We start from the raw sequence: 13,293 nt of genomic DNA on the forward strand, positions 1-13,293 counted from the left end.
TTATCCATCCTGACTACTTTGGGTTATGCTAATCAAAGGAAGTGATAATATTTTGTTATATTAGGAACCAAAATGATTAACCCTCTTTGGCTTAACACCTTTAAGACACTGGTGGAAGTGGGCCACTTTACTCAGACCGCTGAAAAGCTCTACATGACACAACCCGGTGTGAGTCAGCACATTAAAAAGCTTGAGCAAGCTTGCAACTGTTCACTGCTGTCTCGCGAGAACAAGACCTTTGAGCTGACGGAACAGGGTCGAATAATTTATCGCTACGCGCTAAAGCTCAACAAAGAGCAACAAGAGTTGTTTGAATCGTTGCGCTTTGACAACCCTTTCGCAGGTCAATGTAACCTCTCGTGCTCTGGTACCCTTGCTCTTCAGTTATATCCGGATTTTCTCGAACTGCAAGCTGAGCATTCAGAGCTTAGCATCCACGTCGAGGCTTCACCCAATCAACGAATCTTCAACGACGTGTTACAAGGTACGATTGATGTGGGGATCGTTACTCAGCTACCAAATGACCGAGTTTATCAAACAGAGATGATTGGTAAGGAAGCGCTGTGTCTAATCACACATAAGAGCCTCAAAGACGTCGACATCACACCAGAGAAGCTCCACCAGCTGGGTTTGATTGCTCACCCTGATTCAACGCACTACCTATCGCTCTATTTCGATCTGTGTGGGGATGAAGCGCTGAAAAAGCTCAATATCAATGAGTTACCAAAAACAGGCTACATCAATCAGCTTCATCAGATTCTACTACCTGTCTCTAAAGGGCTTGGTTTTACGGTATTGCCAGAGGGCGCAGTCGAGAACTTCCCAGGCAAAGACCAACTTCATATCGTGCCACCGAAAGTGAAAGTTGAGGAAGCGCTCTACTTGGTTCAAAAGAGAAATCGCACACTGCCGCGCCGTTATGACACCGTCATCGACCTCATTAAACAGACCTTTGCGAGCAGTTTAGAGCAATAGGCTTACATTTCGTTGTAAGCCTATACTCGCTAATCACTCGATATTATTAGCATGCTGCAAGGCTGTATCGAAGTCATATTGTTCAAGCGCTTTATGCACCTGCAGCAGCAATGGCATATTGGTACTCGACAGCAGTTCATTCACGTAGTCGAGTGCTTCGCTATCATAGTTGGCGATAAGCTCGACCAGCCTCTGTTTTTGTTCATGACTGAGTCCACTATCCGCACTGTTTTCCTCGTTGGCTGATACCGCATCAGCCACTGTGCCTTCATTGGTTACCCGTTGCGGTTGAATAGCATCCAATAATTTATTCAATCTTTTAGAAGCTTCATCTAGATCAACACTGGTTAAGCAGTGATCTTTTGCCTTACCCTCGCAATTGGCTAAGAAAGCCTGAGCGCTTAAACCTCCTATCGCTCCACACATGCTCTTCAAGGTATGAACCTCTCGCTCTAGCTCCTGCCACGCCCTATTGTTCAGTAGCTCACGAGAATGAATCAGCATCGGCTGAGCTTGTGCCGTAAAACGCATCAGCAACTTCTGCTTTAACAACTCGTCCCCCTGAGTCGCGCGTTCAAGAGCTTGCTCTGAAAATAATTCATGCTGCTCTTCAGGAGCTTCTTGTAGCGTTTCTCGCTCTCTCTGACTTACACCTTCTCTCTGACTCACACCTTGATTGGTTTTCGCTACACCCGAGCCGATATAGTGCGCAATCATCGCCATCGCTTTATCCAACACAATCGGCTTGTCTAGGAAATCATCCACGCCAGCTTCTATCGCCCGCTCCTTTGCTTCAGAGAAGGCATTAGCTGACATCGCAATAATCGGTATATCGGCCTTTAGCTGCTTCACATGTCGTGTGGCTTCATAGCCATCCATGATCGGCATTTGCAAGTCCATCAAAATCAATTTGTAGTCGTTCGCTTTCACGCACTCTATAGCCTGCTGGCCGTTCTCCGCCAGATCGACCGAGAGATTCATTCTCTTCAAAAATGCCATCGCCAAGTCTTGATTGAGCTCGTTGTCTTCAACCAATAGAACTCGCTCACCCTCAAAGAAAATAGTTTGGGTACTGAACGCTTCTTTGGTTCTGAACTTAGCTACTTCCACTTGAGAGGCTTTAGGCAGTTTCAGCTCAAAGTAAAAGCAGCTGCCCTCGCCAAGCTCGCTCTCAATATGGATTTCACTTCCCATTGCTTTTACCAGCTTCTGGCTAATATTGAGCCCGAGCCCTGTACCACCAAAACGCCTTGTTGTCGTGCTGTCTGCCTGTCGGAAAGCTTCAAATAGATACTTCTTATGTTCTGGAGAGATACCAATCCCGGTATCGATCACCGAGATACTTAAAGTCGCTGTGTTTATCGATTCATTTGCGATGCGGCAATGGATGGTGACATTCCCCTGCTCCGTAAACTTAATCGCGTTACCTACAAGATTGAGCAAAACCTGAAACAGCCTCAAAGGATCGCCAACCAGTGCGAGTTCTGCGGGGATATCAATATCCGATAGCAGCGACAGTTGTTTCTCTCTGGCCTTGGCTTCCATTAACTCCACTACCTCATTGAGAGGTTGAGTTGGACTAAAAGGAATACTATCAATCCCCAACTCACCGGCTTCTATCTTAGAGAAATCTAGAATGTCATTAATGATTGCGAGCAGAGATTGTCCAGAGCGGTGGACTTTCTCAATGTAGTTTTTAGCAACAGGGTTCTGTATCTCTCCAATCGCTAGATGAGAGAGCCCAAGAATCGCATTCATTGGGGTGCGGATCTCATGGCTCATATTGGCTAGAAACTCAGATTTCGCTTGGCTGGCGTCATCGGCCCGTCGTTTCTCTTCTGCAAGCCGCTGGTTAAGCTGCTTCATAATCGAAATATCAAACGCCCAAAACAACACCGCAAGTTCGCCATCCAGTTCAAACTGGTAGTAACTCACCAAGGCCACCAGCGGCTCGCCACCCAATGTTCGCAGCTTTAACTCACGATTCTCTACCTGACCATATTTAGCCAACTCCTCATAGATCGCTTTCCTATCTTCCAAAGATTCATGGATCGCATCAGGGGCTATCAAAGAAAGGTCTTCATGGTCTACACCAAACAAGTGTTTCGCCCTTTCATTGGCATAACGAACCTCATCTCCAAAGACAACGGCTGCGGCAATCGGAGAGGTGTTGAGCATCGAATAGAGTTGAGCTTGCGCACGTTTGTATGCCTCGGTCGCATTATTGGCGATGATCACCTGACGTGTCAGTTTTCGGTTCCAAAATACGATAAGAATAAAAATCAGGATCGAGAAACCCGAGATCGTGTACACCAACTCATAATCAATGGTTTCTATCTGCCTCGGTGCCGCCCACTTTGCGGAGATCTTCTGATGCTCTTCCGCTGAGATACTGTTGATTGCTTTGTTCACAATCGACAAAAGTAACGGCTCTGATTTTAAAACATGCAGCGTCGGCGACACAAAAAAGTCGAGCCTGCCTATAATGCCAATGCCTTGATACCCAAACGAGTTGATCTGGTAATTAAGAACATCGATAGTATCAATGGTTGCATCCAACAAACCCTCGCTGACTTGGCTGAGCCCTTCACTGGTTGATTGCAGCAAAACCCATTCAACCTGTGGGTGTTGCTCGACTATGCTCTCCGTATTGGCAGCCCCTTTAACAATCCCGATCTTCCACCCTATCGCTTCGCTAAGCAGCAAACTGTTCACGTCTTTAATTGAGGCAATGGCCAATCGGCTAGAAAAAAAACTCTTGGCTGGCTTCACGTTCTCGCCTAACGCATGGTTTTCCACCGCAGCAGAAACCAGATCCACAGCATGATGATCAACAAGGCGACGTGTCTCCTCCCAAGTTTCAACGTCCACATGCTCGATTTTCAGACCGGTTTTCTGTTGGATAAGCGTGAGATAATCATCAATGATCCCAATGTACTCTTGGTTATCACTGAGTGCCTCATAGGGAAGCGCATCTGGGTCAATACCCACCTTAATATCGCGATTCACTTTGATCCAATCGCGCTCATTTTGGGTCAGGTTAAGAATTTCACCCGTCAGATTGTTCTTTTGGTAGATCTCACTGATGTAACGCTTGGCTCCCGTTCCGTAGCTTTCAAAGCGGTCAATGGATGGATAAAAAGCATAGTTCTTCAGGATCCGATCGACATCGAAGTAGAAAGTCATACTACCGGCGTTTGTCGTTCCCCCCTTGGTCCAGTAAGCCGTTTTCTTGGTTACTGAAGAAAGGTGGGAAGTATCGCGAGTCTTCAACAGCCCCACATCCACATCACCTAAGTACCAAGCCTCAATCGGACGAGTACTGTTGTCTGTTTGAGCCGTGATCACGCTGAATGAGCTGTCTGCATCAAAGATTTCAAACAACTCTGGTAACTCTTGAATACGATCATTAACGATAAAGTAAGCGGAGACCTGTGCCATGATGTCGGCTTTTTTTAAGACACTCGACAAGTCGTGATGGATATGAGAATCGATGATTTGCGCAAGACCGTGGTCACTATTTTTCAGCTTGTTAATCGCTACGTTGAAACTGTCACGGATGTCTTGGTCTCTAAAATCAACATAGATAGGATAATTAATGCTGTTGTCTGTATGTAGAGTAAGCTCTTCCATTTCTATGAAGCGAGTGTTGGCAATAAACCAATCAAGCACACGCCTTTCGACTAATAACAGATCCACATTCTGTGCTCTGAGCTGCGAGAACGCAGATTCTAGGCTATCGAAGTCCTCGACCTTTTCAATAAACAGACTCTGCTCTAGCTGTTCGACCGCTTTTACAATAGGTGAAGTCTCGTCGTACAACAGTGCCCCCAAAGATAAGGGCGTACGAGACTGAATAGAAACATTGCGACGGGACAATGAGATAGGCACAAATTCCACATTGAGTATCTCATCACTCAAATACCCTGTTGTTTCATCTTCAATCTGCTTACTTGAAACAAACGCCATAGAGCGATTGGTCTCCATCGCCGTTCTCGCCGCCGCAGGTGGCAGTGTGACAACGTCACCAATCTGATAACCCATCTCATTAAATGCGCGCTGAAGAATCGCGTGCTCCATCCCCACCGATGCACTATCAGGATAAAGATACGGAGGATTACCAAAGCCAAACACCCCTTTCAGGGCGACTCGATACGGTGATTCATTGAGCCATTTACTCAGAATACTGTTCTTCTTTTCAATCTCCATGGTATTAATTTGATCGTTCAAGAGTGCGAGTAAGATAGGATTACCCGACTTCAAAACCATTGACGCTTCCATATCTCGCCAACGATCCAAAACATAATTCACTCCCAGATCATAGACGCCGCTTTTAAATGCTAAGTCCATGGTACTGATCGGCTCCGCCAATAACCCATCAACCAGTCCATCTTCCAGTGCTCGAATACCATCAATCACATTATCAACGGTGGTTTGTGTCATTAAGTTGAGTTGAAATCCTGCTCGCTCAGCGTCAATTGAGTCCTTGACCATGGCGATCTTCTTATTCGCTTGCTGTTCCGAATTAGCTTGTTGATCAGAGTTGGCTTGTTGAGCAGAGCCAGACTCCTGCTGACTATTTGTCGGCACAATCAATGCAATCTGATAGGGAATATAAGGGTCGGTTGCAATGAAGTCCGAGCCTTCTGGAACTTCAAATTGTTGGAATGGGAACACATCTGCCCGGCCATCTTCCAGCGCTCGTTTAGCTTCAATGTATGAATTCACGACTAAGAATTGGGTATTAACGAAATAACGCTGCTCAAGGTCACGCGCATAATCACGCACAAGCCCAGAAACGTTGCCGTTATCATCAATAAAAGAGTATGGGTAATGCCCAGCTAAAACCACGTAGGTAATGGTCGGTTCAAGGCTAAGCCAAGATTGAAGTTCAGCATCCGACACCGCTTTAGTTTCAGGATAATTAGGTTTTTCCGTTTCCGCATGAACTGACGTAACGAGGGCGAACGATGTCAGTAATCCTACTGATAAAACGACTCTGAAAAACCAAGCTGATATTGGCTGCCCGCTTCGAAGCCTCTCGCTTCCAAGCATAAGTGCGCTTGGCTTACTCATCTTTAAACTGCTCTTTGACGCTCAGTATCTGATCTAGGTTTTGTATCAGCAAATCAACCACCATAGGGTCGAAGTGTTTGCCTTTTTCCCTCTCAAACAGTGCTAGGGTTTCTTCAATGCTCCAGGCTTTCTTGTAGGGTCTGTCTGCTGTAAGCGCATCAAATACATCGGCAACCGCAGCAATGCGCCCCACTAAAGGAATATCATCACCACTGAGTTGATTCGGATACCCCGTCCCATCCCACTTTTCATGATGATACTGAGCGACCTCTACCGCCATCTTCATCAACTTAGAGTCGCTATGATTCCCTAAGATCTCGATACCAAACTCAACATGCTGTCGCATTACATTCCATTCTTGATCATTCAACTTGCCCGGCTTAAGAAGGATCGCGTCTGGAATACCAATCTTACCAATGTCATGCATTGGCGCGGCGTCTCTGAATGTCTCAGCATCTTCTTTCGGCATACCTGCAGCGACGGCCAACACATAGCAGTAATGACTCATTCTAAGGACATGCATACCCGTTTCGTTGTCTTTAAACTCAGCGGCGCGGCCTAGAATCTTGATTGTTTCTAGGAGCCCGAGTTTGATCTCTTCGGTCTTCTCTTGAACTTGCTCATCGAGGACACGTTTTTGGTCGTAGAGTGCAATGTGGGTTTTAACGCGCTGGCGAGCAATCTCGGGCGTGATAGGCTTAGTAATGTAATCCACCGCACCTAAACTCAAGCCTTTGACTTCATCTTCTGGGTCAATCTTCGCGGTCACAAATATAATCGGGATATGCGCAGTGTTCGGCTGCGATTTCAGCTGACGACACACTTCAAAGCCGTCAATGTCCGGCATCATAATATCGAGAAGAATAAGATCTGGTTGGGGCATCGTTTTTGCAATTTTTAGACCGACGTGACCATTAATCGCCACTTTGACTTGGTACGTGTCTTTGAGTATTCCGGTGAGTACATCTAAGTTGCTGGGCGTATCGTCTACCACGAGAACCGTCGGTTTACTACTCATTACTACCCCATATATAAATCAATTAGTTATTTACCAAGTGTAGGTCGCAATTTGGCGTCCTCAACAGAACAAAGTAAAAAATTTGCTAAATCCCTTCCTTGCGCACAGATGCGTAATGTATATTCCACCTTTAATATGTTTACAAGCAACAAAAAGGCCGCTCATCAGAGCAGCCTTTGGTGTTATCGTTTTACTTTAATCGACAGTCGTTTTATGCCGTCGTCTCTTCTTGTACGCCTTCGACTTTATCATCCACCGCTTTCACTAGAAGCAGGCCCACAGAGAATACAATCAGTCCACACAATACGAACACTAAACGTCCCCACATTGGGTTTGGTAGGACAAACATCGCCATCACACCAACACCTGCTACCGCAATCAATGAACCCAGCATGCGACGTTGTTTGTTATCTAGCTTCTTCTGCTCTGTACTTTCCGCAACTAATGGCGTTGCTAGGTTACCAAAGAAGGTATCAACGTCCTTCTCACGGTGCTCTGGCAATGGTTTGTAGAACAGAGTTGATAGAACAAAGAAGCCAGCCGTAAATACGATGTGTCCAATCAGACCAATAGCAACTTTAAGATCAGCCCACTCACGGCCTGTTAGCTCATTCAGACCAAACCAACCTTCAATCATTTCGGCAGTGATAACGAAACCAACAAAGTATGATACAAAGCCACCAACAACTAGCGTCCCCCAACCTGCCCAGTCTGGCGTCTTACGGATGAAGAAACCGCAGAACGCTGGGATTGTCATAGGGAAGCCAATCAAGGCGCCGACATACATCATGGTATCAAATAGGCTTAGACCTTTTAGAGAGTTGATGAACAGTGCCACAAGGATGATCGAGATACCGAAGAAGGTAGACGTGAGTTTAGACACGATTACCAGCTCTTTCTCGTTCGCATTCGGACGTAAAATCGGCTCGTAGAAGTTCTTAACAAAGATACCAGAGTTACGGTTTAGACCTGAATCCATAGAAGACATCGTCGCTGCGAACATCGCGGCAATCAATAGACCCACCATACCTACCGGCATGTACTCTTGTACGAAGTAAAGGTAAGCGAAGTCAGCGGCTTTGCTGCCCGCCTCTGGGTATTGAGAAGCAAGATCAACGCCTTGACCCGCGATAAACCAAGAAGGCATGAACCAGATGATTGGACCAAGCGTCATGAGTACACAAGCCAGTAGAGCAGCTTTACGCGCGTTGTTTGAATCTTTTGCCGCAAGGTAACGGTAAGAGTTCAACATGTTGTTGGTGATGCTGAACTGCTTTAGGAAGATAAACACAGCCCAAATGCTAAAGATGCTTAGGTAGTTGAGGTTGTCACCTGTAATGAACGAATCCGTTGGGAAGTTGTTGACGATATTAGTTACGCCACCACCGTGATACATCGCCACTACGGCACACGTCACCGTTACCGCCATGATGATAACCATCTGCATGAAGTCAGAAGCGATAACCGCCCAAGAGCCACCTGTTACTGACATGACCAGAACCACAAGACCAGTCAGAATGATGGTTGTCGTCATATCGAAGCCAAAGATACCAGAGGCAATAATAGCCAGACCGTTAAGCCAGATACCTGCTGAAATAACGCTGTTTGGCATGCCAGACCAAGTAAAGACCTGCTCGTTGACTTTACCAAAACGCATACGAATCGCTTCGATAACCGTCACAACACGTAACTGTCTGAATTTCGGTGCAAAATATAAGTAGTTCATTAGGTAGCCGAACGCATTCGCGATAAAGATAATCGCAACGGCAAAGCCATCAGTAAATGCCTTACCGGCCGCCCCAGTGAATGTCCAGGCACTAAATTGTGTCATAAATGCTGTTGCACCAACCATCCACCAAAGCATGCTACCGCCGCCTCGGAAGTAGTCGCTGGTTGTGCTGGTAAATGTTCTAAACATCCACCCTATTGCAATTAAGAATAGGAAGTAGATGCCTACTATCAGGGTATTGAGTTCCATCGTAGAGACCTTTTATTTGTTTTTTTGTTGTCTCGACTATAAATAGTGATGGAAATTATTTGTACTACAATAACTCAATTGCGTGATTCAAATCTTAAATTTTGATGACGAAAAACGTATGGAGTGATCGAGCTCAAAATCATAAATCAATAGAATAAATAAAAGCCTGAAAAGCTGCTAAATGGTGAGAAAAGACATGAATACTAAAGAAAAACAGATAATTTGGAGGAATATTATCGCTTAATAGCTAGAGATAAAGTCATCACATATTGCGTGCTTAATCACTAAGTTCTAGTGCACCACAGTTATCCGCCTGAGTTTTCTCCATCAACGACAAGTAAAAAGTAATACTAATTATCTAAGAAGGTTATCAAATCCCTCTTGTATATCGTCGCTAGTATCAGTCTTAAAACAAAGAGATTGATGCAACGAGAACGGTCAAAAGCAAGAACAAAATGAGTGACTGTAATTGGGAAAGTAAAAAGCGCAGATAAAAAAACGCCCATGTTGCCTGTATCAACATGGGCGCAAAGGCAGTGTTTCCACCGCCTCCTTCTATCTCAACGCAGTGCGACAGAAGACATCATTAGTATAGTTGGGAGCAAGAATAGAAATACCGGTGTAAGGCACTTCAATCAATGCCTAAGATCCGATAACCAGAGCGAATCAATCAGTTTGCAACATACTGTCATCAAAATGCTTGTCCGCGCCAGCTGTTAATAATATTAATGTATTACAAATAAAAATAAAGCGAATATTCTGAATACCTTGATTTAGAGCACAATTCTTGAACGTCTAATTTTTTGCCTACTTTCTTATAAACCTACAAAGCCATATAAAACATAGCCTTAGCATATATATTTCAAGATGTAACGCTTTGTTACCACCAATTTTGTCATCACAAGTAGATCCAATTCACAGATCAACATGAAAATATTGAGATAGCATATTTGTATTATCTTAACTCAATAATAAAAGGCATTTTATGAAAGCCCTACGTCCCCTACACCTTGCGGCTTGTATTGGAGCCATCACTTTTGGCTCCAATGTGATTGCAGCTGACTTCGTCTTCTTGGATGAAGCAACCCTAGAAGCTAACCGCACTTTACTTCAATCTGAGCAAGCACCTTCAACAATGAAAGTCACTTATGACCGACTATTGGAAGAAGCAGAACTCGCAATGCAAGACGGCCCATTCAGTGTCGCTGATAAAGGCATGACTCCCCCGAGTGGCAATAAGAATGACTACATGAGTATCAGCCCATATTGGTGGCCTGATAAATCAAAAGAAGACGGTCTACCGTGGGTTCGCCACGACGGTAAAACCAATCCAGCCTCTAAAACAGATGAAACAGATTCTAAGCGAATTGGGCACTTCACCCGCTCAGTTCGTGCATTAGCTATCGCTTACTATTTTAGCCAAGACGAAAAGTATGCTCAGCAAGGTATTGAATACATTAGAACTTGGTTCATCAATGAAGAAACTAAGATGAACCCTAATGTGAATTACGGTCAAGGTGTTCCAGGTGTTGCAGAAGGACGTCGTGGCGGAATCATTGATACTCGTACCTTGGCTGATCGCATGCTTGATTCAATCGCCATGCTTTCTCAATCACCTTCTTGGACAGAAAAAGACGAAGAACAGATTAAGCAATGGTACAGCGACTACCTAGATTGGCTGATTGTCGATGACCTGTCAGGAGGCCCTAAAGGTGAGGCTTACGCTGAGAACAACCACGGTACTTGGTATGACTATCAAGTCGCAAGTATTGCCTACTTTATCGGTAACGAACCACTGGCAAAACAGATGGTTCAGAAAGGCAAGATGCGTATCGATACTCAGTTCGAAAAGGATGGCTCTCAGCCGCATGAAATTGAGCGCACTCGAGCTTATCACTACCACTACTTCAGCTTAGATCCATTGGTTGGCATGGCGCAGATCGGCGAAAAGGTAGACGTCGACCTTTGGAACTACACCAATAAGAAAGGCGGCTCTTTAGAGACAGGTATTCAGCTTATGGCGACTTACCACGACCTTAGTAAAGAGTGGCCTTACACCCAAAAAGATGAGCGTCGCCGTATCGAGCGCATGACGCCGCTTTACCTAAAAGCGGGTGTGGCGATGGACAAGCCTGAGTGGGTCCAGCTCGCGACAGAAACCGATTTTAGCGAATTTACGGTGAAGAAGAACCTTGCAGAGGTTTGGGCACAGCGTGACATCGAATTGCTTTACCCAAAACTATAAATCCCCTACGGGTGGGTGAATAAAAGCCCACCCTTCATAACTTTTAATTACAGTGGAACAACATTATGATTTCTAAAAATAAAATTGCTTTAGCTATTACAGCAACTCTTTTTGCTGGCAGTGTTTCAGCTGCATCACTTGATGCGCGCCAAGAGTACAAACATGGTTCAGAAGAGTGGGCAAGCCGTATCAAAATGAGTGGGTCAGTTGACAACCATTTCTTTGGTGCTGAGATGAAGCAAAAAGGTAAGCCATTCTCGGAGTGGGAAGCGGCGGACAATGAGTTCGAATATGGCTACCGTTTCAAATTGAATGATCAATGGATGATCCAACCAAGTATGCCTGTCACCTTTGGTTCTGACAGCGTAACTTACAAACCACAAGTACGTGTTCAATACTCGTTTGATTCTGGTCTAAAAGCGAAACTACGCTACCGTCATGAGTTCCGCGATTACAACTCTGATTCGTCGAATGACAACAGAAACCGCAGTAAAATCACTGGTAACCTAGATTACAACTGGAATGCTTTCCAATTTGGTTTTGAAGCGAACTATGCAGAAGACTTTGCCAACAATGAGTGGACTGGCGGCGGCGGTGCTGACTACGAATGGGACTACAACCTAAAAGTAGGTTACAAAGAGGCTGACTGGAGCTGGCGTCCATACGTTGAGTTCGGTAACGTACAAGACAGCCGTGACCGTCAACTACGTAGCCGTGTTGGTATTACCTACAGCTTCTAATCTGCTCGAAGCTCGTAATCCGCAAAAGCTATAGAAAACAACAAAAAAGCCAGCATATGTATGCTGGCTTTATTATTGCTATTTGATTCAGACAGAAAGCTTAAATTAGCTAGCTGCTGGTAATCTGTGATTTGATTCTTGCAGGTGGTTTGCAGAAGCAGAACGCGCTTTTTCGCTGTTACCAGCCATGATCGCATCGTAGATCTGGCGGTGTTCATTGATACAAGTACTGCCCTCTTCCGAAGAGTGAACAATAAAGTTAACGAACATCGTTGTTAAAATATTGCCAAATGGAAGATAGAAATCGTTACCCGTCGCGTTAAAGATAAGGCTATGGAATCGCATGTCTACATCTGTCCAACGCTCTTGGTCGAACACTTCAGCTTCAGAGACTTCAACCATCTCTTGGAATGTTTCTGAAAGCTCAATACGCTGTTCAGCTGACGCGTTTTTCGCTGCTAGTGCGCACGCTTCAGGCTCAATCGCACGACGTAAGCCTAGAAACTGGAAGCAGAATTCGTCGGTATCCGCTAGGCCGTCCATCCAACCGATAAGCTGAGGATCTAGGAAGTTCCAATACGCGCGATTAACAACACGAGTACCTACTTTTGGACGAGACTCTAAAAGACCTTTTGACGTCAGCAATTTCACCGCTTCACGCAGTGCTGTACGACTGATACCAAATTGCTCACAAAGCGCCATCTCACCAGGGATAATAGAACCTTGAGCTAGCTCACCTGACAGGATACTACGAGCAATTTCACGAGCAACTTGCACGTGTAGGCTACGTTTTGAACCTGCGATTGAATTGAATGTTCCGACCATATGTTCACTTGTTGTTATTAATGTATTATTTAATCCCCACTATATCACTTATATATTCAACTACCAAATATCGTTACTGCGCTCCGTCCCAGATTTAAACAAAACTAATTGTATAAATTAGATTACACAAATAATACGCTCAAAATTGCCCATCAACTAATGGCTTAATAATAATTCTCACTTGTATTTGGGTGTTTGTTTTGTACGACTAATGTCACATATATGTATCTTTCTCTCTAATTATAGCCGCATATAGTGGATTTTGATGCTGTACTGCTTGATTCAATTACATGCTATTGTATTATTAATTAACGGCAGATTTCTTATATCGTCAATTTCATCTAATAGTCACCTTTATGATCGTGGCTACGGTTTCTCAATGCCTTTATTGAAAGTCGGCCAATAGTTTATACAACAACGTCGGTTCATTTTATGG

7 protein-coding genes are annotated in these 13,293 nt (G+C 44.7%); 3 read left to right on the forward strand and 4 right to left on the reverse strand.

Annotated elements, in window-relative coordinates; genetic code table 11:
- The first annotated feature begins 72 nt into the window (after nt 1-72).
- Nucleotides 73-975, forward strand: a complete 903-nt coding sequence (locus KI655_RS14565) for a LysR family transcriptional regulator (protein ID WP_285406335.1) — start codon at nt 73-75, stop codon at nt 973-975.
- 33 nt (nt 976-1,008) lie between these two features.
- Here KI655_RS14565 and KI655_RS14570 read toward each other — a convergent pair whose 3' ends face one another.
- The 3 genes from KI655_RS14570 to KI655_RS14580 form a co-directional block, all read right to left on the reverse strand.
- Nucleotides 1,009-6,051 carry an ATP-binding protein gene (locus KI655_RS14570; RefSeq protein WP_306416275.1) on the reverse strand — a complete coding sequence of 1,681 codons (5,043 nt, stop codon included), beginning with the start codon at nt 6,049-6,051 and terminating at the stop codon, nt 1,009-1,011.
- Nucleotides 6,044-7,069: an HD-GYP domain-containing protein gene (locus KI655_RS14575; RefSeq protein WP_285406336.1), complete on the reverse strand. Its 1,026-nt coding sequence runs from the start codon at nt 7,067-7,069 to the stop codon at nt 6,044-6,046. Before KI655_RS14575 ends, KI655_RS14570 begins: the two co-directional genes overlap by 8 nt.
- A 211-nt stretch (nt 7,070-7,280) precedes the next feature.
- On the reverse strand, nt 7,281-9,047 hold the full coding sequence (locus KI655_RS14580) for a transporter (RefSeq protein ID WP_285406338.1): 1,767 nt from the start codon (nt 9,045-9,047) through the stop codon (nt 7,281-7,283).
- A gap of 985 nt (nt 9,048-10,032) precedes the next feature.
- On the opposite strand from KI655_RS14580, the gene KI655_RS14585 reads away from it, so the two are divergent.
- Together KI655_RS14585 and KI655_RS14590 are read left to right on the forward strand one after the other, a co-directional pair.
- Nucleotides 10,033-11,292, forward strand: a complete 1,260-nt coding sequence (locus KI655_RS14585; RefSeq protein WP_285406340.1) for an alginate lyase family protein — start codon at nt 10,033-10,035, stop codon at nt 11,290-11,292.
- A gap of 65 nt (nt 11,293-11,357) precedes the next feature.
- The gene (locus KI655_RS14590; RefSeq protein WP_285406342.1) at nt 11,358-12,032 is read left to right on the forward strand and encodes an oligogalacturonate-specific porin KdgM family protein; all 675 of its coding nucleotides are present in this window, start codon (nt 11,358-11,360) and stop codon (nt 12,030-12,032) included.
- 105 nt (nt 12,033-12,137) lie between these two features.
- Here the strand turns inward: KI655_RS14590 and KI655_RS14595 are convergent, their stop codons facing one another.
- A complete protein-coding gene (locus KI655_RS14595) occupies nt 12,138-12,857 on the reverse strand; it encodes a FadR/GntR family transcriptional regulator (RefSeq protein WP_285406344.1) in 720 nt (239 codons plus the stop codon).
- Nucleotides 12,858-13,293: the final 436 nt, after the last annotated feature.

The sequence above is a fragment of the Vibrio sp. D404a genome (assembly GCF_030248535.1).
Taxonomy (GTDB): Bacteria; Pseudomonadota; Gammaproteobacteria; order Enterobacterales; family Vibrionaceae; genus Vibrio.

Bases quoted from the DNA above. Each gene is read 5' to 3' on its own strand.
- KI655_RS14595 (WP_285406344.1), bottom strand. From the start codon at position 12,857: ATGGTCGGAACATTCAATTCAATCGCAGGTTCAAAACGTAGCCTACAC.
- KI655_RS14590 (WP_285406342.1), top strand. From the start codon at position 11,358: ATGATTTCTAAAAATAAAATTGCTTTAGCTATTACAGCAACTCTTTTT.
- KI655_RS14585 (WP_285406340.1), top strand. From the start codon at position 10,033: ATGAAAGCCCTACGTCCCCTACACCTTGCGGCTTGTATTGGAGCCATC.
- KI655_RS14575 (WP_285406336.1), bottom strand. From the start codon at position 7,069: ATGAGTAGTAAACCGACGGTTCTCGTGGTAGACGATACGCCCAGCAAC.
- KI655_RS14580 (WP_285406338.1), bottom strand. From the start codon at position 9,047: ATGGAACTCAATACCCTGATAGTAGGCATCTACTTCCTATTCTTAATT.
- KI655_RS14565 (WP_285406335.1), top strand. From the start codon at position 73: ATGATTAACCCTCTTTGGCTTAACACCTTTAAGACACTGGTGGAAGTG.
- KI655_RS14570 (WP_306416275.1), bottom strand. From the start codon at position 6,051: ATGAGTAAGCCAAGCGCACTTATGCTTGGAAGCGAGAGGCTTCGAAGC.